Raw genomic sequence first — 22,010 nt, forward strand, 5'->3', positions numbered from 1 at the left:
AATCATATCGGCATGCGTTTTCCTTCGTTCCTCCGTTCCTGAGCCGGTCCTATAGTTCGCCCTTTGTGTGCAGTGGACAAGGCAAGGCGTGAGGCAATGACGAACAAGGACGACAAAGGCAAGCTGCCGCAGGCCGGGCGGCGCCGCTTCCTGCATCAGGGGGCAGGCATGGGCGCGAGCCTGGGCGCTGCGGCGGCGCTGGGCGCCGTGCCCGCGCGCGCGCAAACGCTGACGGTGCCGCCATGGACGCGGGCCCCGGGCGAGCCGGTGCTGTGGCACGCCTACGGCCAGCCCTCCGCATTCGAGAAGAACGTGATCCGGCGCAACCGCGGCCCCGCGCCGATGCCCGGCGCGAACTCCTCCATGACGCCGCTGCAGGACCTGCGCGGCATCATCACGCCCACGGGCCTGGTGTTCGAGCGCCACCACGCCGGCATCCCACAGATTGATCCGGCGCAGCACCGCCTTGCCGTGCATGGCCTGGTGGACCGCCCGCGCATCTTCACCATGGACGACCTGGTGCGGTTGCCATCGGTTTCGCGCATCCATTTCCTGGAGTGCTCGGGCAATACCGGGCGCGAATGGCGCGCGCCCAGCGCCACTTCCGTGCAGATCAGCCACGGCTTGCTGTCATGCTGCGAATGGACGGGCGTGCCGCTCTCCGTCGTGCTGGAAGAAGTGGGCGTGCGCCCGGAGGCCGCCTGGCTGCTGGCCGAGGGCGCCGACTCCGCCACCATGACGCGCAGCGTGCCGATGGCCAAGGCGATGGAAGACGCGCTGCTGGTCTACGCGCAGAACGGCGAGATGCTGCGGCCCGAGCACGGCTACCCGCTGCGGCTGTTCCTGCCGGGCTTCGAAGGCAACATGAGCATCAAATGGCTGCGCCGGCTCAAGCTCGGCCGCGCGCCCTTCATGACGCGCGAGGAGACATCCAAGTACACGGACTCATTGCCGGACGGCAGCGCGCGCCAGTTCACCTTCATGATGGATGTGAAGTCCGTGATCACCTTTCCCGCGCCGGACCACCGGTTGCGCGACAGAGGTTTTTATGAAATCTCCGGCCTTGCCTGGTCCGGCTACGGCCGCATCCGGCGAGTGGAAGTGTCGGTGGACGGCGGGCGCAACTGGCGCGAGGCGCAGTTGCAGGATCCCGTGCTGGACCGCGCGCTCACGCGCTTTCGCCTGCCATGGCGCTGGGAGGGCGGCCCTGCCGTGCTGCAAAGCCGCGCCATCGACGAGGCGGGCAATGTGCAGCCCTTGCCGGACCAGCTGGTGGCCGCGCGCGGCTATGAGTCCACCTACCACTACAACGCCATACAAGCCTGGCGCGTCAGCGCCGACGGGAGCATTGCCAATGCGCGCGCTTGAATCCCACCGTACCCACGTTGCCGCCGCTGTGCTGGCGATGGCCGCGGTCTGCGCGCAGGCACAGGCGCAAACCTACGGCATTGGCTTGCTGGCCAGCGAGCGCGATCTCGCCGCCTGGAACATCGATGTCACGCCGGATGGCGCCGGGCTGCCGCCAGGCAGCGGCAGCGTGACACTTGGCAAGCAGGTCTACGAGAACCAGTGCGCCGCGTGCCACGGCTTGAAAGGCGAAGGGAAGCCGGCCGATGCGCTGGTCGGCGGGCATGGCAGCCTGAAAGGCGGCGGCGTGAATGGCAAGCCGCCGTTGAAGACCATCGGCAGCTTCTGGCCGTATGCGACGACAGTGTTCGATTTCATCAACCGGGCCATGCCATACAACGCGCCGCAGAGCCTCAAGGCGGATGAGGTTTATGCGGTCACCGCGTATCTGCTGCACCTGAACGGCATCGTGCCGGCGGATGCCGTGCTGGACGCGCGCACGTTGCCGCAGGTGCGCATGCCGAATCGCGATGGCTTCGTCGCGGACGCGCGGCCCGATACGGCGAACGTGCCTTGCCGCCGCGGCTGCGGCGCACCGGCGCGTTGAGACTACGCTGCAATCACGCGGGACGCCCATATGCGATAAGCGAATAAGCGGCGGCGATTACATTCGTTGACCGCTCCAGTCCGGGTTCACTACAGTGCAAAGCTTGAACAAGCGGTGCGGGCCTGGCTATTGCCTTGTGCAGCCAGGCGCGGTGCCGCGCGCGTTCCGCTACGCACTTTCGGTCCCCCGCTTAAGAGCCTGTCATGACGATTGGAACCCACCCGGCCTCAACTTCCCGTGCCACCGCACCCGCCGCACCCGCCGCACCCGCTGCACCCGGCGCATTCCCCGGCAGCGCCCGGTTCGAGATCCGTCCCTTCGATGCGCCGCTGGGCGCCGAGATCGTTGGCCTGGACCTCGCCGAGCCGCTGTCCGCGGAAGACTTCGCCCGCATCCACCGCGCGCATCTCGACTACCACGTGGTGGTCTTCCGTGGCCAGCGCATCACGCCCGCGCAGCAGATCGCGTTCAGCCGCCGCTTTGGCCCGCTGCAAATCCATGTGCTGCACCAGTTCCAGCTTGCCAATCACCCCGAGATCCTGATCGTCTCCAACGTGCTCGAGGACGGCAAGCCGATCGGGCTGGGCGATGCCGGGCATTTCTGGCATTCCGATCTCTCGTACAAGGAAAAACCCAGCCTGGGCTCGCTGCTGCACGCCCAGGCGTTGCCGGCCGAAGGCGGCGACACGTTGTTCGCCAACATGCACCTGGCCTGGGAAACGCTGCCCGCGCATCTCAAGGCGAAGGTGGACGGGCTGAAAGCAGAGCACACCTACCTGGCCAAATACGCCGAGCTGCAACAGCGCAGCCCGTGGCGTCCCAACCTGACGCCCGAGCAGATCGCGCAGGTGGCCCCGGTGCTGCAGCCGGTGGTGCGCACGCACCCTGAGACCGGGCGGCGCGCGCTGTTCGTCAGCGAGCATTTCACTACGCGCATCGCCGGGCTGCCTGAAGACGAAAGCCGCGACCTGCTGGCGCAGCTGTTCGCGCATAGCGTCAAGCCCGAGCATATCTACCGCCACGCCTGGCAGGAGCACGACCTGGTGTTCTGGGACAACCGCTCGCTGTTGCATCTGGCAGCAGGCTGCCCGCAGGCCATGCGCCGCGTGATGTACCGCACGACCATCGAAGGCGATCTGCCCGTCTGAGCGGCACGCATCGCACACTGCAGGGCGGGCCCGGCCCGTCTCCCGCGCTCTGCCGAATTCACTGTATCCACGGTATCCACCGCATCCGCAATATCCACCGGAGTCCCGCATGTCCCTGCTACGTTCCCGTTTTTTCTCCGCCCGCTGGCCGCGTGGCGTCGTCGCGCTAACGCTTGCCGCTGGCATGGCGGCCACGGGCGCGGCCCGCGCGGAAGGGAAGATCCGCATCGCCGAGCAGTTCGGCGTGGTCTACCTGCTGCTCAACGTGGCGCGCGACCAGCAACTGATCGAGAAGCAAGGCAAGCAGCAGGGCGTGGACGTCAAGGTGGAATGGACTCAACTGTCAGGTGGCGCCGCCGTCAACGATGCGCTGCTGTCCGGCGCCATCGATATCGCCGGCGCGGGCGTGGGCCCCTTGCTGACGGTGTGGGACCGCACGCACGGCAAGCAGAACGTGAAGGGTGTGGCATCGCTGGGCAACTTCCCTTACTACCTGGTCAGCAATAATCCCAAGGTAAAGACCATCGCCGACTTCACCGACAAGGACCGCATCGCGCTGCCCGCGGTATCGGTATCGGTGCAGTCGCGCGTGCTGCAGCTGGCTGCGGCCAAGCAATGGGGCGACAAGGAGTTCAACCGGCTGGACAAGTGGACGGTGGCGGTGCCGCATCCCGATGCGGCCGCGGCCATCATCGCCGGCGGTACCGAGATCAGCGGCCATTTCGGCAACCCGCCGTTCCAGGAGCAGGAGCTGGCCGGCAATCCCAATGCGCGCATCGTGCTGAATTCGTATGACGTGCTGGGCGGCCCCAGCTCGGCCACCGTGCTCTATGCCACCGAGAAATTCCGCAACGACAATCCCAAGACCTATCGCGCCTTTGTCGATGCGCTGGCCGAGGCGGCCAGGTTCGCCACCGCCAACCCGGAAGCCGCCGCCGACCTCTATATCCGCGTCAACAAGGCCAAGATCGATCGCGCGCTGCTGGTCAAGATCCTGAAGAACCCGCAGGTGCAGTTCAAGGTCGCGCCGCAGAACACCTTTGCGCTGGCCGAGTTCATGCACCGGGTGGGCGCCATCCGCAACCAGCCGAAATCCTGGCAGGATTATTTCTTCCAGGATCCGGTCACCGCGCAGGGTAGCTGACATGACCGCGCAACCTTCCCCGCTACGCGTGGTTTCCGCGCGCGCCGCCCCCGCGCCGCTGTTGCAGGTCGACGGCGTCTCGCTGGAATACCGCACTCCCGAGCGCGTGGTGCGCGCCACCCATCAGGTGAGCTTCGATGTCCATGCAGCCGATCGCTTTGTGCTGCTCGGCCCGTCGGGCTGCGGCAAGTCGACCTTGCTCAAGGCCGTGGCGGGCTTCGTTGCGCCGTGCGAGGGCGAGATCCGGATCGAGGGTGCGCCCGTCAGTGCGCCCGGCCCCGACCGCATCGTGGTGTTCCAGGAGTTCGACCAGTTGCCGCCCTGGAAGACGGTGCGGCAGAACGTGATGTTCCCGCTCATGCAGTCGCGCGGCATGTCGCGCCGCGAGGCGTCCGAATGCGCGCTGCATTTCCTCGACAAGGTGGGGCTGGCCAACTTTGCCGATGCCTATCCACATACCCTGTCGGGCGGCATGAAGCAGCGCGTGGCGATTGCCCGCGCGCTGGCGATGCGCCCCAAGGTGCTGCTGATGGACGAGCCCTTCGCCGCGCTGGACGCGCTCACGCGCCGGCGCATGCAGGAGGAGTTGCTGACGCTGTGGCACGACGCCGCCTTCACGCTGCTGTTTGTCACGCACTCGATCGAAGAGGCGCTGGTGGTGGGCAGCCGTATCTTGCTGCTGTCGCCGCATCCGGGGCGCGTGCGCGCCGAGCTCAACAGCCACCAGTTCGACCTGGCCAGCCAGGGCGGGGCGGAGTTCCAGGCTACCGCGCAACGCATCCACCATCTGCTGTTCGACGAGGCGCCGCACCCGGCGCCGTCGCCTGCACGCACCGCGCAGGCGCGCTGAACGCCCGCCAGGATCGACCATGACGAGCACAAACACAAGCACGAGCACAACCTCTCTTTCCGCCACCACGGTGGTCCGCGCGGAGTACGAGCGCGTACTGGAACCCTTCACCGCGCTGCCGGTCGCGCGCGCCTTGCCCTGGCCACAGCGCCTGTGGCAGCACGGCTGGCTGCGCAAGACGCTGATCCTGGTGGCGCTGGCCTGCCTGTGGGAAATCATTGCCCGCGTGCAGGATAACGATTTGCTGTTCCCGAGTTTCCTCGCCACCGCGCGGGCCTTCGCCGAGGGCGTCGGCAGCGGCGAGCTGCTGGCCAAGGCCGGCATCTCGCTGTCGGTGCTGCTGCAAGGCTATGCCGGTGGCATTGTGCTGGCGTTCGTGCTGACCACGCTGGCGGTGTCCACCGAACTGGGGCGCGACGTGCTGGACACGTTGACTGCCATGTTCAACCCGCTGCCGGCCATCGCGCTGCTGCCGCTGGCGCTGCTGTGGTTCGGCCTTGGCAGCAAGAGCCTGGTGTTCGTGCTGATCCATTCGGTGCTGTGGCCGCTGGCGCTCAATACCTATGCGGGCTTTCGCGGGGTACCGGCCACCTTGCGCATGGCCGGGCGCAACTACGGCCTGCGCGGGCTGCGCTATGTGCTGCTGATCCTGGTGCCCGCCGCGCTGCCGGCCATCCTCTCAGGCCTGAAGATCGGCTGGGCCTTTGCCTGGCGCACGCTGATCGCGGCGGAGCTGGTGTTTGGCGCGTCGTCGGGCAAGGGCGGGCTAGGCTGGTACATCTTCCAGAACCGCAATGAGCTGTACACCGACCGCGTCTTCGCCGGCCTGGCCATGGTGATCCTGATCGGCCTACTGGTGGAGAACCTGGTGTTCAGGACGCTGGAGCGTGTCACCGTGCGCCGCTGGGGCATGCAGCACTGAGGCTGGCGGTGATGGGAAATGTGATGGTTGCGCCACTCCTGGGCGAGGCGGTTTCAGGGGCTTCAGGGGTCGACCGGAGGCGGCAGAACCCGCTCGCTCAAGCCCAGGCGCTCCAGCACGCGGTCGGCGGCATTCGCCACGCTGTCACCGTGCGGGGGCATGATCAGGTGCGCGGTCTCGCGATACAGCGGGTCGCGTACCTGGAACAGCGCTTCCAGCGTGGCGCGCGGGTTGGCGACCTGCAGCAGCGGGCGGTTGCGGTTGCGCCGCGTGCGGTGCCACAGCTCGGCGGGCGAGGCGCACAGGTAGATCACGCAGCCGCGCGAGCGCAGCATCTCGCGGTTTTCCGGGCGCAGCACGGCGCCGCCGCCGGTGGCCATCACGATGCCGTTGCGCTGGCTGAGTTCATCCAGCACCCGGCTTTCGCGCTCGCGAAAGCCTTCCTCGCCTTCCAGCTCGAAGATCGTGGGTATCCGCACGCCGCAACGCGCCTCGATTTCGTGGTCGGAATCGAAAAAAGGCAGCCCGAGCCGGCGCGCCACCGTCCTGCCGATGGTGGTCTTGCCAGCGCCCATGAAGCCAACGAAGAAAAGGTTATCGAAATCCAAGTTTGCGTTGAGCCGTTTTCGGCTCCGGATCCGGTCTTCTCTACGGTAGCACGAGATGCGTGGCAATSAAAACGGGTGGGTAAGACGCTCATGCCAGGCCGAGCAGCTGGCGCGCCTCTTGCGGCGTGGCCACGGCGCGGCCGTACTGCGCGCACAGCGCCGCCACCCGGCCCACCAGCTGCGCGTTGCTGGCGGCCAGCGTGTCCTTGTCCCAGCGCACATTGTCTTCCAGGCCGGTGCGGCAGTGGCCGCCGAGCTGGAGCGTCCAGTGATTGACCTCCAGCTGGTGCCGGCCGATGCCCGCCGCGGTCCAGGTCGCGCCGGGCAGTACCTTGCCCAGTTGCGCCACCTGGAATTCGAGGATGTCCTTGCGCGCCGGCAGCGCATTCTTGATGCCGAACACAAATTGCACGTGCACCGGCGCCAGCAGCAAGCCTTCCCTGACCAGGTCCGCCGTGTTGTAGAGCATCGCCAGGTCGAAGATCTCGATCTCGGGCTTGATGTGGTAATCGCGCATGGCCTTGGCCAGCGCGCGCACGAAGTCGGGCGGGTTCTCGTAGACGGTGGTGGGGAAGTTGACCGAGCCCGTGGCCAGCGAGGCCATGTCCGGGCGCAGGTCGAGCATGGCGCCGCGTTGCTCCATGGCGCGCCCGCGCCCGCCGGTGGAGAACTGCACGATCATGCCCGGGCAATGCTTGCGGATGCCTTCCTGCAGCTCGGCGAAGCGCGCCGGGTCCGAGCTGGAATTCCCTGCATCGTCGCGCACGTGCAGATGCACCAGCGTGGCGCCTGCCTCGAAGCTCTGGTGCGTGCTCTCGATCTGCTCGGCCACCGAGATCGGGATGGCGGGATTGTCTTTCTTGCGGGGCACCGAGCCCGTGATGGCGACTGAGATGATGCAGGGATCTTGCATGTGAGGCTCCAATGTGAGGCTCCAATAAGGGATGAGGCTGCCGGCTTCAGGCCGCGGGGGCTTGGCGGCTGCGGCAGGCCAGGGCTTGCGCGGCCATGCGCAGCGAGGCGTTGGCCGCGCCGAAGCCGAGGTAGCCGTCGCGCTGCACCAGCTCGAAGAAGAAGCGGTCGTGGAAGGGCTCGGTGTACGCATGCAGGAATTCGCCACCGGCATCCCTGTCGTATAGCAGCTGGTGTTGCCTCAGGCGTTCCAGCGCGGCATCGTCCAGCCCGAGCCGGGCGCCGACATCGTCGTAGTAGTTGTCCGGCACGTGGAGCATGGCGGCCTCGGCGGGCACGGCCTGCGTCAGCGTCGCGCACAGATCCGGCGTACGGAATGCGATGTGGTGGATGCCCGAGCCCGCGTAGGCGGTGATGAACCTGCCGGTTGCGGTGCGGCTGCTCTCCGAGACATTGAGCGCAATCCGCAGGCTCTGCTCCGCGCTGACCATGGCGCGGCTCTTGACCAGTCCATACGGATCGGTGATTTCGTGCAGCGCCTGCGCCTGCAGGCCGAACACCGTCTTGTAGAACAGCACGAAGCTGTCGAGCCTGTGCGGCGGCAGGGCCTGGGCGATATGGTCGATGGCCATCAGCCCCGCGCCCGCGCTGTCGGCGCCGCCGGGTTCCAGCACGAAGTCGCTTTCGTAGATGCTGCGGTCCGAGCCCTGTTCGTCGATCAGGTAGAACAGCATGCCGTCGGGCGCGCGCAATGCCGGAATGCGGCGCTCGTGCGGGCCGATGCGCTCGCGCCACTCCTTGCACAGCAGGGCCCGGGCACGCGTGACGGCGCGTTGTGCATCATCCACCTTCAGGCCGAGTGCGCACACGGAGGGGCCGTGCAGCTGGAAATGCTCGGCCGCGGCGCTGTCCTGCTCGGCATTGAGAATGATGTTGACGCCGCCCTGCCGGTACAGCTCCACCGCCTTGGAGCGGTGGCGGCCCGCGTGGCTAAAGCCCAGCGAGCGCAGGCGCGCGCCCAGCTCGCGCCCGGTCACGTAGTCCACCGCGAACTCCAGGAAGTCCACGCCGCCGAAACGCGGTGGCGCCGGCAGGGGCGGGCCGCCCGCCTCGGACTCGAGCCAGATCAGCGAGCGCAGCCCATCGAGCGCGGTCAGGCGCGCGGGTGCCGCGCGGAATTCGTCGTTGAAGATCTCCAGCGAGAGCGGCCCGCGATAGCCCGCGCCCATTGCCGCGCGCGCAAATTCGGTGACGGGCAGATCGCCCTGCCCGGGGAAATTGCGGTAATGCCGGCTCCACGACAGCACGTCCATGCTCATCCGCGGCGCGTCGGCCAGTTGCACGAAGAAGAGCTTTTGCGCTGGCACCTCGCCGATGCCTTCGAGCGTGTCGCCAAGCGCGAGCGTGTGAAAGCTATCCAGCACCAGGCCCAGCGCGGGGTGGTCAGCCTGCCGCACGATTTCCCACGCCTGGCGCCAGCGCCGCGTGTGGCGGCCCCAGGCCAGCGCCTCGTAGCCTACCGACAGCCCGCGTTTGGCCGCGGCTTTGGCCATGGCGCGCAGGTCGGCCGCCGCGCGCGCAGGATCGTCGATGGCGATCTCCTGCACATTGCTGCAGACCAGCACCATGCGCGCACCGAGCTCTTCCATCACGTCGAACTTGCGCTCGGCTCGCGCCATGTTGCGCTCGCGGATCGCATCCGGCATGGCCTCGAAATCGCGGAAGGGCTGGTACAGCATGATGGCCAGGCCGAGGTCGGCCGCGATGCGGCGCACGTCGGCTGGCGAGCCGTCGAAGTTCAGCAGGTCGTTCTCGAAGATCTCGACCCCATCGAAGCCGGCCGCGGCGGCGGCCTCGAGTTTTTCAGGGAGCGTGCCGGAGAGCGATACGGTGGCGATCGATTTCGGGTGGCGCCAGATTGTGGTGTCCATGTCAGATCCTGCGTGCTTCGTGTAAGGCAAGATTAAGACTGATCGTAGGAGGCAACAAGCGCAATTCGCGCGTAGACGTGCGACAATCGCGCGTATGCGAGCGACTGGCGCTCGGAATTAGGGTTTCCGCTATGGATAAAGAACCATTGAGCCGTCGGGACTGGATTGCCGGGCTGGAGAAGGGCCTGGCCATCCTGGAGGCATTCGACAACGACCACCCGCGCCTGACACCCACGCAGGCGGCCCAGCTCACCGGCCTCACGCGCACCGCCGCGCGACGCTACCTGCTGACCCTGGAGCATCTGGGCTACACCACCAGCGATGGCACCTTGTTCAGCCTCACCCCGCGCGTGCTCAAGGTCGGGTGGTCGTACTTCGACTCCGCGCGCCTGCCGCGCACCGTGCAGCCCTTCCTGCAGCAGATCACCGCCGCCGTTGGCGAGCCGGCTTACCTGAGCGTACTGGACGACTGGGAACTGGTGTTTATCTGCCGCACCGGCACCAGCCGGGTGATGAACACAGGCTTCGTGCTAGGCGCGCGCGTGCCCGCGCCGCTGGCGTCGTCCGGCGTGATGATGCTGGCGTCCGAGCCGGAGGATAAGGTCAAGGCCTGGCTGGAAGGCTGCGTGCTGACGCCCTACACGCCGTACACGATCATGCAGCAGGATCGCTTGATGGCGGAAATCCGCCGTGCCGGCGCTCAAGGTTATGCCTTGGTCGAGCAGCAGTTGCAGATCGGCGTGCGGGGGGTGGCGGTGCCGCTGCGGGATCGCCATGGGAAGGTGATCGCAGCGCTCAGCGTGAATATGCAGATCGGGGACGAGAGCGCGGAGCAGGCGCTGGAGCGGGTGCTGCGGGTGCTGCAGGATACGGCGATCTCGATCATGCGGGTGTTGTGAGACGCGCCGCGCCCGGCAAGCCTGTCAGGGGAGCGCGTGAAATGCGCCAAGCAAAAAGAGCAACGCGCTCAGCGTGAAGAAGGAAGCGATGGTTGTGATCAGCAAGGTCACAGCGCTGAAATCCTCCTGCCCGTAGGCCTGGCCCAGGGTAGCGTAGATACCCATCATCGGCATCGCCGCCATCAGCACGGCCGCTGCGCTAAGCGAGCGGTCGATCTCGGGCAACCCGAGCATCGGCAGCATCGTGGCCGCCAGGAAAACGCACAACGGATGCAGCGCCAGCTTGCCCACGACAATCGGCGCGATCCGCGAGCCGAGCCCGCCCATGGGTAGTCCGACCAGCGTTCCGCCGATGACAAACAGCGAGAGCGCGCTGCAGGCGGTTGCCAGCGTATCGACGGTACGCGTGACCGGCGCGGGCAATGTCAGGCCAAGCACCGACACGGCCAGCCCCGCGAGCAAGCCAAGGATCAGCGGATTGCGGATCAGCCGGGCCAGCGCTTTGCCCAACGCTTGCCACCGGCCGGCGCCACCCGGCTTGCGCTCCGCCATGAAGAGCAGGATGGGAATCACCAGCAGGTTTTCCACCATCATGTTGAGCGCGAGCGAAACGCCCGCCACCGGCGCCAGCGTCAGCAGGAGGATGGGGTAGCCGATGAACCCACTGTTCGAACATGACATGCCCATCGCATAGAACGCGCTGGTGGCCGGATTCAGCCGGCTGACGCGCCGGCACCAGGCATAGCCCAGGCCGATCACCGCCCACGATCCGATGCTATAGGCGAGCAGGTAGCTGACATTGAGAATCTCGCCAACCTGGCGTTGCGACAGCGCGCGGAATAGCAGCGCCGGCAATGCCAGGTTGATCACGAACTTCCCGAACACGCGCATGTCGGCCTTGGCAAACAGCCCGGCGCGGGTCGTCGTGAATCCGATCAGGATGAGGATGTAGATCGGCGCGATGATCGCCAGGATATCGAGCATGCGAGTCTTGTCGGTATTCTTGTTGGTTTATGTTTGTCAGCTTGTGTCCGGCTACGCGCCTCAGAATTTATGGCGCAGGCCGGCCATGAAGCCCAGCCGGGTCGTGTTGCCGAACATGTTGCCGCTGTTGTTGAAGTTCGGCGAGCTGTTCAGCGGGATCCAGGCGCCGCTCAGGTGGGTGTAATCCACTGCCACGTAGACGTCGGTGCGCTTGCTGAAGTTGTAGTCCAGCATGCCCGCGGTGGTCATGCGCTTGCCGCTCGCGCCGGCATGCTTGAGCCAGTCGTACTGGAACGTGCCGATAAAGCTGAAGGCCTCGGTGATATTCACGCGCGTGCCGATATAGCCTACGTTGTTGCGATAGTCGGCCACATCCAGGCGGTTGTTGGTATAGCCCAGGTAATACTGCGCGCGCGAAGCCTTCCACGTACCCCCCAGGCCCCACACGGTTTGCTTGCTGGCCTGCGCGGCCGGCACGGCGCCGAAGAAGGCGGAGGAGACATCGTGCGTGACCTGGTAGACGGCGCCCACTTCGATGGGGCCGCTGCTGTAGACCAGCGAGCCTGCCGTCGCGTTGCTGGCCTTGATGCTGCCCGGCACCTCGCCGAAGGTATAGGCCGCCGCGGCCTGCAAACCGCCGAAGGACTTGATGTACTTGATGGTGTTGTCGTAGCGCAAGCCGGTGTAGTTGCCGCCCTGGTAGCCGACGATGGAGTTGTTGGCGAATGCCATGGCCTCGTAGGAGGACAGGATTTCGTGGGCGAGCGTATATTGCCGGCCCAGCGCAAGCTTGCCGAAATCGCCGTCCAGGCCGATCACCGCGGTGCGCCCGAACAGGCGGCCGCCTTGCTGGCTGCTGCCGGTATCCGGGCTGAAACCTGATTCGAGGATGTAGAAGGCCTTCAGGTTGTTGCCGAGATCTTCGGTGCCGCGCAGGCCCCAGCGGCTGCCGGTGAGTTCGCCATCGGTCATTTCCCACTTGCTGTTGCCGGCGGCGTTCGCGTGGGTGGAGTAGCGGATAGTGGTGTCGACGAGACCATACAGGGTGACGCCGGATTGCTGCGCGAATGCGGGCAGGGCGGCGCTCCCCAGAACGAGCAGGGCGGCGGCTTTCTTGTTCATGTCGATACTCCTCCAGATATTTTTCATGTGGATATCAATATTGATATTGATTTCTTTAAAACGTGGGCTTGGTAATTCGATTTAATTAAATTTCATTCGATGGCGCGTTTGTGTTTCAGCGCTTTCGGAAAAACGGGTCCCCTTGGGTGCCTGCGATCGCACCGGCATCAGGTGAAAGGAGCGTGACAGGGCCGTGATATCGGCGATATCGCCGATATCGCCAACAAGTGCAACTCGGTGACGGCGGCGGAGGTAGGGCCTGGCTTCAGAGCGCGCTGGTCCGGGGCGGACCGGCGCGCTTTGCTCTCAAGCAGGGCCGTGGTGCCCTCAGGCGGCTGCCCGGGCCACCTTCGTCTCGCCCATGGCCTCGGCGCGCAGCCGGTCGTAGTCCTGCTTGTCCATGGGAGCGGCGTTGGGCTCGCCGAGCTCGCTCATGGGGATGCGGTGGGTTTCCCGGGCACTCAGGGCCGCCAGGGCCGCAACGATCGTCACGGCGAGGGTAATCGCGCCGATCGTCATCGGGATATTGGCCGATCCCGGAGGCGCTACGGTGGCGAACAGCGCGGGAAGCAAGGCGGTGACGGCGGTGCCGATATTCTGCGCGATGGCCATGGCCGACACGCGCGAGCGTGTCGGGAACAACTCGGGGAAGAAGCTCGGGAAAATCGCGTTGTAGCCCTGGTAGACGATGCCCCACATCAGCAGCGATGCCACGATGGCAAGCGGCACGTTATGGATGCTGATGGCATAGAGATAGAGAAAGGAAAGCAACCCGGAGCTAAGCGCGCCAATGACGATCGGCGGCTTGCGGCCGATCTTGTCGGACAGGTTGCCGACAATCGGAATGACCAGCACCGCGAGAATATTGCCTGCCACCGGAATCCACAGGTAAAGGCTCTTGTCGAAGCCGATGCCGTACGCCGGCTGCACCGCATAGGCCGCGCCGAAGATCGTGGCCACCACCGGGATCACGTTCATCAGGGCCATGCACACCACGCGGATCATGTCGCGCCAGCTGAACTTGAAGGCTTCAATGATGGGCGAACGCACCACTTCGCCAGCCTTGGCTTCCTTGGCAAACGCCGGCGTCTCGGAGACTTCACGGCGGATGATGAAGCCCGCCACCAGCACGACGGCGCTCAGCAGGAAGGGAATGCGCCAGCCCCAGGCATTGAACGCGTCCGAGGGCATGTAGTAGGCAAGCGGCAGGAAGACTGCGGCGGCCAGGATCTGGCCGGCCTGCACGCCCTGGAGCGTGAAGCTGGCGTAGTAGCCGCGGCGCCCGAACGGCGCGTGCTCCAGGATCATCGAGCTGGCGCCGGAGATTTCACCGGCGACCGCGAAGCCCTGGATCAGGCGAAGGATGACCAGGAGCACCGGGGCGAGCATGCCAACCTGGCTGTAGGTCGGCAGCAGGCCGACTGCCACGGTCGAGAAGCCCATCAGGAACATGCACAGCACCAGCACGTTCTTGCGCCCGTGGGTGTCGCCCCAGTGGCCCAGGAAGAGGGCGCCGATGGGCCGGGCGATATAGCCGACACCGTAGGTTGCCAGCGAAGCAACGATGGCGACCTTGGGGTTGCCCGAGGGGAAGAAAATCTGGGGGAAGATCAGCGACGCCGCGGTCGCATAGATGAAGAAATCGTAGTACTCGAGTGCCGAGCCGATCCAGCCGCTCGCGGTTGCTTTCTTGGTTTGGCGCTTGCCGTGCAGGTCACGGTCATTGAGGGTAGTAGCCAATTTCGTCTCCAATCATTGTTGGCTGGAAATTAAGCGATCCCTTGATCATGGACAAGGCGAATTCTCACAATTTGCGCGCTATTCGCGCAGACTGCGCGATATGCGCCCAAAAGCCGGGTTTCTACCAGCGGGGTGGCCCCCCAAGCCGTTGCAAAGAGAGGTCGGATCCCACGTCCGTCTCAGGAGCGTGGCAGCCTCGCTGGGGTTGTCTGCTCATCCGAAAAGTGATTTTTGTAGCATATGGCGCCCGTTGGTGTCAGATCACGCCCTTTCCAACGTGCGGCACGCTACTCTGCTTCGGCCCCCAGGGTGGTTGCCAGCGCGTGTGGTCCTTGCGTCAGCTGCGCTTTGAGGAAATCGATGCAAGCCCGCATCTTGGCGGAGCCTGAAGCGCGTGCCGTGGTCACCGCCCATACGTCGGCCGGCTGGTGGTACGCGGGCAGCACGCGCACCAGTGCGCCGCTGCGGATGCTGTTGGCCACGTCCCATATCGAAGCCATGATGATGCCGTAGCCTTCGTGTGCCCACTGGCGCACGATATCGCTGTGGTTGGAGGCCATGGGCCCGGTGATCTTGACGGTTTCCATGCCGCTGGGCCCGGTCATGCGCCATACCCCGAAGCGCTGGTCGCGGTCCCGAAAGGGCAGGCAGTCGTGCTGCGCCAGTTCCGCCAGGGTCCGCGGCTGGCCGTGCCGGGCCAGGTACGAGGGCGCGGCGCACAGGATGCGGCTGCCCGAGGCGATCTTGTGGGCAATCAGATGAGGTTCCTGGACTTCGCCCACGCGGATGTCGAGGTCGAAGTTCTCGGCGATCAGGTCGACGCGGCGGTCCAGCAGTTCCAGCCAGACTTCGAGCGCGGGATGGCGCTGGCGCAGCAGGGACAGCGCCGGGCAGAGGTGGTCGCGCCCGAGCCGCAAGCTGGTGCTGATGCGTAGCAGGCCCCGTGGCTCTGCGCTTGCGCCGCCAACCGCTTCCAGCATGCTCTCGACGTCGTCCAGGATCTTCTGCGCCCACAGGAAGGCCGCTTCACCGTCGGCGGTCACGCTGACACGGCGCGTGGTGCGGTGGAACAATTTGACGCCGAGCATGGCCTCGAGGGTGGCGATGCGCTTGCTCACATGCGCGGCGGACAGGCCCATCTCGTTGGCGCCGGCGATAAAGCTGGCGCGCCGGGCCACGGTGCAGAACAGGCGTAGATCCCGGAGGAAGGGATCATTGTTCGCTGATGGGACATTGTGAGTTTCCATGACGCCTGATTATCATATCGACGCATAACAGTACGCTGTGCCGATGGCGCCTGTCCAGGCGGCCGGATGCGGGGCTCACCCCACGCTCATCCCTCACCAGCACAGCAAATGACAAAGCTCAGAATCGGAATTGCCGGCGCCGGCCTGATTGGCCGCCGCCATATGGAACTGGTGCAGGCCAGCCCGGCCTGCGAGCTGGCCGGCATTGCCGACCCCGCAGCGGCCGCGGCCGAGGTGGCGCGCGCCACAGGCGTGCCCTTGTACGCTTCGCTAGATGCACTCCTTGCAGCGCAGCGGCTCGATGGCGTGATCCTCGCCACGCCAAACAAGCTGCATGTGGCAGAGGCGCTGGCCTGCTTGCGTGCGGGCGTTCCGGCGCTGATTGAAAAGCCCGTGGCGCACAGCCTGGAGGAGGGCATGCGCCTGTGCCGGGCAGCCGAGGCGGCCAATGCAAAGCTGCTGGTCGGCCATCACCGCGCGCACAGCCCGCTGCTGGCCCGTGCACGCGAGATCGTGCAGGAAGGCGTGCTGGGCACGCCCGTGGCGGTGGTTGGCTCGGCGATGTTCTGCAAGCCCGATGACTACTTCGCGGCGGCGCCGTGGCGCCGCCAGCCTGGCGGCGGGCCGATCCTGATCAACATGATTCACGAGATCGGCAACCTGCGGGCCTTGTGCGGCGAGATCGTGGCGGTGCAGGCGATGGCGTCGAACGCCGCGCGGCAATTTCCGGTCGAGGACACGGTGGCGATCAACCTGCGCTTTGCCAACGGCGCGCTCGGCACGTTCATGCTGTCCGATAGCGCGGCTTCGGCGCGCAGTTGGGAGCAGACTTCGCGGGAGAATGCGGACTATGCCAGCTATCCGGACGAGGATTGCTATGTGGTCGCCGGCACGCGCGGCTCGCTCGCGGTGCCGACCATGCGGCTCAAGATCTATGCGCAAGACCAGGACCGCTCGTGGTTCAAGCCCTTCCAGGCCAGCGTGGTCGAGCTCATGCGCGAGGATCCGCTCGCGCGCCAGCTTGCGCATTTCTGCGACGTGATCCGCGGCGCTGCCGTGCCGCTTGTCACTGTGCATGACGGGCTGCAGAATCTGCGCGTGACCGAAGCCATCGCCGAAGCTGCGCGCAGCGGGCGCATTGTCGAGACGGTGGACGCCTGAGCCGGGCGTCTTCAAGCTGGCGGCAATCAACCAGACCCATCAGAGGAAACCAGAGGAAACACCATGAAATCCGTACTCGTCCTGAACGGGCCCAACCTGAACCTGCTGGGCACGCGCGAGCCGCAGATCTACGGCTCGACCACGCTAGCCGATGTCGAGGCCAGCCTGCGCCAGCAGGCCGGCCAGCTGGGTTTATCCTTGGCCTGCTTCCAGAGCAACCATGAGGGCGCCATCGTCGATCGCATCCACGCGGCGCGCACCGAGGGTGTCAGCTTTATCCTGATCAATCCAGGCGCCTTCACCCACACCAGCGTGGCGATCCGCGACGCGTTTGCCGGCGTCGCGATCCCCTTCGTCGAGGTACATATCTCGAACGTCCACAAGCGCGAGGCGTTCCGCCACCACTCCTACCTGTCGGATATCGCGGAGGCGGTGATGGCGGGGTTCGGCACCCAGGGGTACGGGCTGGCGCTGCAGTTCATCGCAGCGAAACTGGCGGGCACGCCGGCCTGACAAATCCAATGCGCGAGCCGAAGCCGCCGAACAGGCCAAAGCCATACGCTTTGACGACGGCTGTCTGCTCCCTCTCCCCCGGTTGCTCTCCCGCAAGCGGGAGAGGGGAGCCAACCAGCGGCAAGATCAACCGTTCAACTGATCAGCCCATTGTGGTAGCCGTGTGAAGCGCCCAAAGGGCGGGCCACACCCCAACGCGATGCGAAGCGAGCCGTCAAGGTTTACCTAGGCCGTATGGGGCGGAAAAGAGGGACCCATGTCTGAGTATCGCCTTAAGGCGATGCGAGTTTGGGTTCCGGCCRCTCTTTTCGCCGAATCCCGAGGGGGTAGTCGCCCCATCCGGCGCGCCTTTTTTGCCTACTTTTTTGGCAAGACAAAAAAGTAGGTCGCCGCCCCGCAGGGGTGGTGAAACTGCGCTCCAGCGCCGCGCGCAGCAAAGGCGTGTACTCCGTCTTCATCACGACCTCGCCCACCCAGGCTTGCGGGTCGATGCGGCTGACGTCGAAGGGCAGGGGATCGGCCTCGTTCATGCCCAGCGGCGTGGCGTTGACCACCAGCTGGTAGCCGGCAGGATCGTTCGAGCCCGTGCCGAGCTGCAATTGCGGGTAGTGCGCCTGCAGCCGCGCGGCCAGTGCCTGCGCCGAGGCGTCGCGCGCATCGAACAGGCCTAACCGCGCCACGCCGGCGCCGGCCAGCGACGCGGCAATGGCCGAACCCACGCCGCCGCAGCCGGACACCAGCACGCTGGCCCCCTGCAGCTGGCAGCCTTTGCGCTGGATGCCGCGCACGAAGCCTGCGCCATCGAACTGATCGCCGAGCAAGGTGCCGTCGTCGCGCAGCAGTACTGCGTTGCAGGCGCCCGCGATGCGGGCCGTCGGGGTGAGCGCGTCCACCAGTTCCATGGTGGACACCTTGTGCGGCATGGTGATGAGCGCGCCGCGCAGGTTGGTCAGCCGGAATAGCGTGCGCAAGCCATCGGCGAAGTGCTCGGCTTTCAGGCCCATGGGCACCACGACGGCATTGATGCCGCGCTGCGCGAACCAGGGGTTGTAGATCATCGGCGCCTTGAAGGACTCGGTGGGGTAGCCGATGTGCGCGATGAGGGTGGTCTTGCCGTCGATCATGGTGGTGTCCGTGTTGCCAGTTGCCAGTTGCCAGTTGCCTGTTGCAGTTTGTTCCGCAAGGCGGAAGCGAGGTGGGTAGCACAAGCTTAAGGGGTGAAATGAGGCGAACCAAGAGGTGTAATGCGCACTATGCGCGATAGACGGACGTATGTGCGCGCTTATGGGGCGAAATTCGGGTTTGCCCCCGGTGGATGAGACCATATTGCGGGGATGGCATCGAAATTAAGGGTTTACCCTTTATTTGTGCGTTCATCGCACGCCGGCGCACGCATAGCGCGACAGGCGGGGGCGCTCCCATTGTTGGCGCGCGGGGCGCCCGCTACGCTTCGGCTGCCGCTAGCCGAACCCGGCACGGCGCCACGGCGGGGCACGGCGCCCGGGCTAGAGCGAAGCCATGGCCCTTGCTATGATGGCTAACACCCGCAGCCACCACGGACCACATAAAAAGGAGCAGACATGAGCCGACCGGCAGACGTTTTTTCGCCGCGCGCCGACGATTTCCAGCCTTGGGAGAATCCGCTGGGCATCATGGGTTATGAGTTCGTCGAATTTGCGTCCCCCGATCCCGCGGCGCTTGGGCGTACCTTCGAGCGTTTCGGCTTTCATGCCATTGCCCAGCACCGGCACAAGAACGTGAAGCTGTTCCGCCAGGGTGAGATGAATTTCATCGTTGACGCGGAGCCGGATTCCTTCGCCACCCGCTATGCCTCCGAATATGGCCTCTCGATCTGCGCGGTCGGCATCCGCGTGAACGATGCCGCCACGGCATTCGCGCGCGCGGTCGATGCCGGTGCATGGCCGTTCGAGGCCGGCACGGTCGGGCCGATGGAGCTGAATATCCCGGCTATCCAGGGCATCGGCCGCTCCATCATCTACTTTATCGACCGCTGGCGCGGCAAGGAGGGGCGGCCCGGCGACGTGGGCGACATCTCCATCTACGACGTGGATTTCCGCGCGCTGGCGCATGCCGCCACGGCTACTGCCACTGCCACTGCCACTGCCACTGCCACTGCCACTGCCACTACTTCCGCCACTACCGCTGACGCCGGCCTGGCCCGCGTCGATCACGTGACGCAGGCGGTCGACCCCGGGCACCTGGAAGAGTGGCTCGATTTCTATCGCAAGGTGCTGGGCTTTCGCGAGATCCATGAGGTCAATGCCGGGTGGCATGTCGCGAGCGATTCCCGCGTGCTGCTCTCACCCTGCGGCCTGATCCGCATCCCGATCTACGAGAAAGGCACGCAGCGCCACGACCAGATGGAGCACTACCTGTCGGGGCATCACGGCGAAGGCATCCAGCACATTGCGCTGGCGACCGACGACCTGGTGGCCAGCGCCGCCGCCCTGGCGCGCAATGGCGTGCGCTTTGTCGAGCCGCCCGCGGCCTACTACGACACTGTCGACACGCGCGTGCCGGGCCACGGGCTGGATCTGGCGGCCTTGCGGCGCTACGGCATCCTGGTGGACGGCGCGTTGCGCGCCGACGGCACGCGCGAGACCTTCCTGCAAGCCTTTGCCCGCCGCGAGGCCGGCGAATTCTTCTTCGAAATCGTCCAGCGCGACAACTACCATGGCTTCGGCGAGGGCAACCTGCCCGCGCTGGAGGCCTCCATGGGCTCCGCCTCTACACCCGGCGCCCCGGCTTGAGGGCGCGGATTGCAGCCGGCCCGCCTTGACGGCGCGGGCCGGCTCGCGGATAGTGCGGTGCGCGGCATCCGCGTGGCCATTTCCCATGGTTCCCACGGTTCCCGCGGTGCCTGCGGTTCGTGATTCTCGCTTTGCCTCCCTATTCCTGGCCGTGCAGCTGCGGCCCTTGCGCCCGCCGTCAACATGACCTTTTGCTCGCTTCGTGCCTCTTCCGCGGATTCCCGACGTATTGCCAGGCGGATGCTGGCGCCGGCCCTGGCGCTTTGCCTCGGCTTGTCTGCCTGCTCGCGGCATGAGACCCCGCCCGCGGCGGCTGGCGCTTCGTCCGCGCAGGCCGCGCCGGCCTCCGCCGCCGTGGCGCAGGCCGACACCCTCAAGCGCGAGGCGTTGATCCTGCTGGCCTTTCCCGCCTGGCGCGACGACGACAAAGGCCGCGTGGTGCGTGCCGCGTTGCCGGACCCGGACTACAAGGGCACGGGCGAGGCGCCGCTGGTGGAGGGCACCATCGATATCAAGCCGATCCAGGTGATCCGGCTGGACGACACCCATGCGGTGATGCTGACCGAGGGCATGGTGGTGGAGGAAGGCGGCACGCGCAACAATAGCCACGCGGCGGGTGCCTGGCTGGGCGCGTACTTCTTTACGCGCGATGCCACGGCCAGTGGCGAAAGCCATGGCGGCTGGCGGCTCAGCCGGCGTGTCGACGGCTACGACTTCTCAGGCGGGCAAGGCTCGCTCGGCGAGTCGTCGGTCGCAAAGATATCGGCCACGGACTTTGCGCTCATCCTGACCTGGGGCAGTTGCTGGCAAGGCTATTGCGGCAGCTGGGCGTCGTTCTATCGCCTGGCGCCGGGGCAGATCTCCACCCTGCTGGGCGGCGTGGCCATGAGCGCGGAGAATTCCGGCGCGCATGAGCCATGCGACGAGGCGCTGTCAGGCAAGTCCGACGTGCTCGCGGAACGCGGCACGGATAGCCAGGACGCCGGCGAGCAGGTCTGCTATTCGGTAGAGGGCAAACCGGCATTTGCCCTTGGCGCGGACACGCCGGGTGACCTGACCGTGACGTTCCAGGGCCAGGAGGTCAAAGTACCGGGAGGCGCGGCCAAGCCGCGGCGCAAATCGCTGGATGCGGTGGTGCGCTATCGCTTCCAGGACGGCAAGTACCTGGTCAGCCAGGGCGAGAACCCGGTGCCTTCGTTCTAGTTCCACTTCCTCCACTTCCTCCACTTCCTCCACTTCCAGGGCCGCTGCGGCAACGGGCTGGCTCCGGAGTGCTTGTCCAACGCACGAGAGAGACGAGAGACGCGCAGCCATGACCGACATCCACCACGCCGCCGCCCAGGGCTTTTCCAGCCAGGCCGATACCTACGCCCGCGGGCGCCCCGACTATCCGAGCGCGCTGGGCGCCTGGCTGACGACGGAGCTCGGCCTGCAGCCCGGCAAGACGGTGCTGGACCTGGGCGCCGGCACCGGCAAGTTCAGCCGCCTGCTGCTGGCCACCGGCGCCAGCGTGATCGCGGTGGAACCCGTGGCGGCCATGCGCGCCCAGCTAAGCGCCGCCGTGCCCGCCGTGCAGGCGCTGGCGGGCACGGCCGAGGCCATCCCGCTGCCCGGCGCCAGCGTCGACGCGGTGGTCTGCGCGCAGGCGTTCCACTGGTTTGCCAACGCCGCGGCCATGGCCGAGATCGCCCGTGTGCTGCGCCCGGGCGGCAAGCTCGGCCTGGTGTGGAACGTGCGCGATGAATCGGTCGACTGGGTGGCGCAGCTGACCGCCATCATGACTCCGTTCGAGGGCGACGCGCCGCGCTTCTACAAGGGCGACTGGAAGAAGGTGTTCCCGGCCAGCGGCTTCGGCGAGCTGGGGCTGGCCAGCCTGCCTTACGAGCACGTTGGCCCCGCGCAGCAGGTGATCGTGGACCGGGTGATGTCGGTCAGCTTCATTGCCTCGCTGCCGGCCGTGGAGCAGGATACGGTGCGCGCCCGGCTGCTGGCTGTGATCGACGGCAGCCCGGCGCTGGCCGGCAAGGCCAGCGTGGCGTTTCCCTACCGGACCGAGGCGTATAGCTGCCAGCGGCTGGCCTAACGGACGGGCCCGCAGCGGACC

General features: G+C 66.2%; 20 protein-coding genes. 12 read left to right on the top strand and 8 right to left on the bottom strand.

The features are described from left to right. The first annotated feature begins 96 nt into the window (after nt 1–96). The 6 genes from soxC (at nt 97) to AB4061_RS24070 (ending at nt 6,018) form a co-directional block, all read left to right on the top strand. On the top strand, nt 97–1,368 hold the full coding sequence (gene soxC / locus AB4061_RS24045; protein WP_441638169.1) for a sulfite dehydrogenase: 1,272 nt from the start codon (nt 97–99) through the stop codon (nt 1,366–1,368). Continuing rightward, on the top strand, nt 1,355–1,954 hold the full coding sequence (locus AB4061_RS24050) for a c-type cytochrome (protein ID WP_441638171.1): 600 nt from the start codon (nt 1,355–1,357) through the stop codon (nt 1,952–1,954). Before soxC ends, AB4061_RS24050 begins: the two co-directional genes overlap by 14 nt. A gap of 203 nt (nt 1,955–2,157) precedes the next feature. Beyond that, nucleotides 2,158–3,102, top strand: coding sequence for a TauD/TfdA dioxygenase family protein (locus tag AB4061_RS24055; RefSeq protein WP_441638173.1), 945 nt, complete (start codon nt 2,158–2,160; stop codon nt 3,100–3,102). Between the two features lie 109 nt (nt 3,103–3,211). Next, the gene (locus AB4061_RS24060) at nt 3,212–4,246 is read left to right on the top strand and encodes an ABC transporter substrate-binding protein (RefSeq protein ID WP_441638175.1); all 1,035 of its coding nucleotides are present in this window, start codon (nt 3,212–3,214) and stop codon (nt 4,244–4,246) included. Between the two features lies 1 nt (nt 4,247). After that, entirely contained in the window at nt 4,248–5,096 is an 849-nt protein-coding gene (locus tag AB4061_RS24065) for an ABC transporter ATP-binding protein (RefSeq protein WP_441638177.1), read from the top strand. Nucleotides 5,097–5,115: 19 nt separating this feature from the next. Next, a complete protein-coding gene (locus tag AB4061_RS24070) occupies nt 5,116–6,018 on the top strand; it encodes an ABC transporter permease (RefSeq protein WP_441638179.1) in 903 nt (300 codons plus the stop codon). Nucleotides 6,019–6,080: 62 nt separating this feature from the next. On the opposite strand, the gene AB4061_RS24075 is transcribed toward AB4061_RS24070, so the two are convergent. The 3 genes from AB4061_RS24075 to AB4061_RS24085 form a co-directional block, all read right to left on the bottom strand. Next, nucleotides 6,081–6,626, bottom strand: coding sequence for a shikimate kinase (locus AB4061_RS24075; protein ID WP_441638181.1), 546 nt, complete (start codon nt 6,624–6,626; stop codon nt 6,081–6,083). 88 nt (nt 6,627–6,714) lie between these two features. Continuing rightward, nucleotides 6,715–7,539 carry a 3-keto-5-aminohexanoate cleavage protein gene (locus AB4061_RS24080; protein WP_441638183.1) on the bottom strand — a complete coding sequence of 275 codons (825 nt, stop codon included), beginning with the start codon at nt 7,537–7,539 and terminating at the stop codon, nt 6,715–6,717. Between the two features lie 46 nt (nt 7,540–7,585). Beyond that, entirely contained in the window at nt 7,586–9,469 is a 1,884-nt protein-coding gene (locus AB4061_RS24085) for a bifunctional sugar phosphate isomerase/epimerase/4-hydroxyphenylpyruvate dioxygenase family protein (protein ID WP_441638185.1), read from the bottom strand. Between the two features lie 131 nt (nt 9,470–9,600). On the opposite strand from AB4061_RS24085, the gene AB4061_RS24090 reads away from it, so the two are divergent. After that, nucleotides 9,601–10,368: an IclR family transcriptional regulator domain-containing protein gene (locus AB4061_RS24090; protein WP_441638187.1), complete on the top strand. Its 768-nt coding sequence runs from the start codon at nt 9,601–9,603 to the stop codon at nt 10,366–10,368. Nucleotides 10,369–10,392: 24 nt separating this feature from the next. On the opposite strand, the gene AB4061_RS24095 is transcribed toward AB4061_RS24090, so the two are convergent. The 4 genes from AB4061_RS24095 to AB4061_RS24110 all read right to left on the bottom strand — a co-directional run bounded on the left by AB4061_RS24095 (nt 10,393) and on the right by AB4061_RS24110 (nt 15,461). Then, nucleotides 10,393–11,352: an AEC family transporter gene (locus AB4061_RS24095; RefSeq protein ID WP_441638189.1), complete on the bottom strand. Its 960-nt coding sequence runs from the start codon at nt 11,350–11,352 to the stop codon at nt 10,393–10,395. A gap of 60 nt (nt 11,353–11,412) precedes the next feature. Next, nucleotides 11,413–12,474: a porin gene (locus AB4061_RS24100; RefSeq protein ID WP_441638191.1), complete on the bottom strand. Its 1,062-nt coding sequence runs from the start codon at nt 12,472–12,474 to the stop codon at nt 11,413–11,415. Nucleotides 12,475–12,801: 327 nt separating this feature from the next. Continuing rightward, a complete protein-coding gene (locus AB4061_RS24105) occupies nt 12,802–14,214 on the bottom strand; it encodes an MFS transporter (protein ID WP_441638193.1) in 1,413 nt (470 codons plus the stop codon). Nucleotides 14,215–14,501: 287 nt separating this feature from the next. Beyond that, nucleotides 14,502–15,461: a LysR family transcriptional regulator gene (locus tag AB4061_RS24110; protein WP_441638195.1), complete on the bottom strand. Its 960-nt coding sequence runs from the start codon at nt 15,459–15,461 to the stop codon at nt 14,502–14,504. 108 nt (nt 15,462–15,569) lie between these two features. Between AB4061_RS24110 and AB4061_RS24115 the strand changes: the two genes are divergently transcribed. Both AB4061_RS24115 and aroQ read left to right on the top strand, forming a co-directional pair. Further along, entirely contained in the window at nt 15,570–16,622 is a 1,053-nt protein-coding gene (locus AB4061_RS24115) for a Gfo/Idh/MocA family protein (RefSeq protein ID WP_441638197.1), read from the top strand. Nucleotides 16,623–16,685: 63 nt separating this feature from the next. Continuing rightward, nucleotides 16,686–17,135: a type II 3-dehydroquinate dehydratase gene (gene aroQ, locus AB4061_RS24120; protein WP_150987230.1), complete on the top strand. Its 450-nt coding sequence runs from the start codon at nt 16,686–16,688 to the stop codon at nt 17,133–17,135. A gap of 272 nt (nt 17,136–17,407) precedes the next feature. Here the strand turns inward: aroQ and AB4061_RS24125 are convergent, their stop codons facing one another. Continuing rightward, the gene (locus AB4061_RS24125) at nt 17,408–18,259 is read right to left on the bottom strand and encodes a shikimate dehydrogenase family protein (protein ID WP_441638199.1); all 852 of its coding nucleotides are present in this window, start codon (nt 18,257–18,259) and stop codon (nt 17,408–17,410) included. A gap of 456 nt (nt 18,260–18,715) precedes the next feature. Between AB4061_RS24125 and AB4061_RS24130 the strand changes: the two genes are divergently transcribed. The 3 genes from AB4061_RS24130 (at nt 18,716) to AB4061_RS24140 (ending at nt 21,989) form a co-directional block, all read left to right on the top strand. Beyond that, nucleotides 18,716–19,906 carry a 4-hydroxyphenylpyruvate dioxygenase family protein gene (locus AB4061_RS24130; protein ID WP_441638201.1) on the top strand — a complete coding sequence of 397 codons (1,191 nt, stop codon included), beginning with the start codon at nt 18,716–18,718 and terminating at the stop codon, nt 19,904–19,906. A gap of 240 nt (nt 19,907–20,146) precedes the next feature. Then, nucleotides 20,147–21,109 carry a hypothetical protein gene (locus AB4061_RS24135; protein WP_441638203.1) on the top strand — a complete coding sequence of 321 codons (963 nt, stop codon included), beginning with the start codon at nt 20,147–20,149 and terminating at the stop codon, nt 21,107–21,109. Nucleotides 21,110–21,218: 109 nt separating this feature from the next. Next, on the top strand, nt 21,219–21,989 hold the full coding sequence (locus AB4061_RS24140; RefSeq protein ID WP_441638205.1) for a class I SAM-dependent methyltransferase: 771 nt from the start codon (nt 21,219–21,221) through the stop codon (nt 21,987–21,989). Nucleotides 21,990–22,010 lie beyond the last annotated feature (21 nt).

This window comes from Cupriavidus sp. YAF13 (assembly GCF_052113425.1).
Classification (GTDB): Bacteria; Pseudomonadota; Gammaproteobacteria; order Burkholderiales; family Burkholderiaceae; genus Cupriavidus.

Excerpts from the sequence above, each read along its gene's own strand:
- soxC (WP_441638169.1), top strand. The coding sequence starts at position 97 with ATGACGAACAAGGACGACAAAGGCAAGCTGCCGCAGGCCGGGCGGCGC.
- AB4061_RS24050 (WP_441638171.1), top strand. The coding sequence starts at position 1,355 with ATGCGCGCGCTTGAATCCCACCGTACCCACGTTGCCGCCGCTGTGCTG.
- AB4061_RS24055 (WP_441638173.1), top strand. The coding sequence starts at position 2,158 with ATGACGATTGGAACCCACCCGGCCTCAACTTCCCGTGCCACCGCACCC.
- AB4061_RS24060 (WP_441638175.1), top strand. The coding sequence starts at position 3,212 with ATGTCCCTGCTACGTTCCCGTTTTTTCTCCGCCCGCTGGCCGCGTGGC.
- AB4061_RS24065 (WP_441638177.1), top strand. The coding sequence starts at position 4,248 with ATGACCGCGCAACCTTCCCCGCTACGCGTGGTTTCCGCGCGCGCCGCC.
- AB4061_RS24070 (WP_441638179.1), top strand. The coding sequence starts at position 5,116 with ATGACGAGCACAAACACAAGCACGAGCACAACCTCTCTTTCCGCCACC.
- AB4061_RS24080 (WP_441638183.1), bottom strand. The coding sequence starts at position 7,539 with ATGCAAGATCCCTGCATCATCTCAGTCGCCATCACGGGCTCGGTGCCC.
- AB4061_RS24085 (WP_441638185.1), bottom strand. The coding sequence starts at position 9,469 with ATGGACACCACAATCTGGCGCCACCCGAAATCGATCGCCACCGTATCG.
- AB4061_RS24090 (WP_441638187.1), top strand. The coding sequence starts at position 9,601 with ATGGATAAAGAACCATTGAGCCGTCGGGACTGGATTGCCGGGCTGGAG.
- AB4061_RS24095 (WP_441638189.1), bottom strand. The coding sequence starts at position 11,352 with ATGCTCGATATCCTGGCGATCATCGCGCCGATCTACATCCTCATCCTG.
- AB4061_RS24100 (WP_441638191.1), bottom strand. The coding sequence starts at position 12,474 with ATGAACAAGAAAGCCGCCGCCCTGCTCGTTCTGGGGAGCGCCGCCCTG.
- AB4061_RS24110 (WP_441638195.1), bottom strand. The coding sequence starts at position 15,461 with ATGGAAACTCACAATGTCCCATCAGCGAACAATGATCCCTTCCTCCGG.
- AB4061_RS24115 (WP_441638197.1), top strand. The coding sequence starts at position 15,570 with ATGACAAAGCTCAGAATCGGAATTGCCGGCGCCGGCCTGATTGGCCGC.
- aroQ (WP_150987230.1), top strand. The coding sequence starts at position 16,686 with ATGAAATCCGTACTCGTCCTGAACGGGCCCAACCTGAACCTGCTGGGC.
- AB4061_RS24130 (WP_441638201.1), top strand. The coding sequence starts at position 18,716 with ATGAGCCGACCGGCAGACGTTTTTTCGCCGCGCGCCGACGATTTCCAG.
- AB4061_RS24135 (WP_441638203.1), top strand. The coding sequence starts at position 20,147 with ATGCTGGCGCCGGCCCTGGCGCTTTGCCTCGGCTTGTCTGCCTGCTCG.
- AB4061_RS24140 (WP_441638205.1), top strand. The coding sequence starts at position 21,219 with ATGACCGACATCCACCACGCCGCCGCCCAGGGCTTTTCCAGCCAGGCC.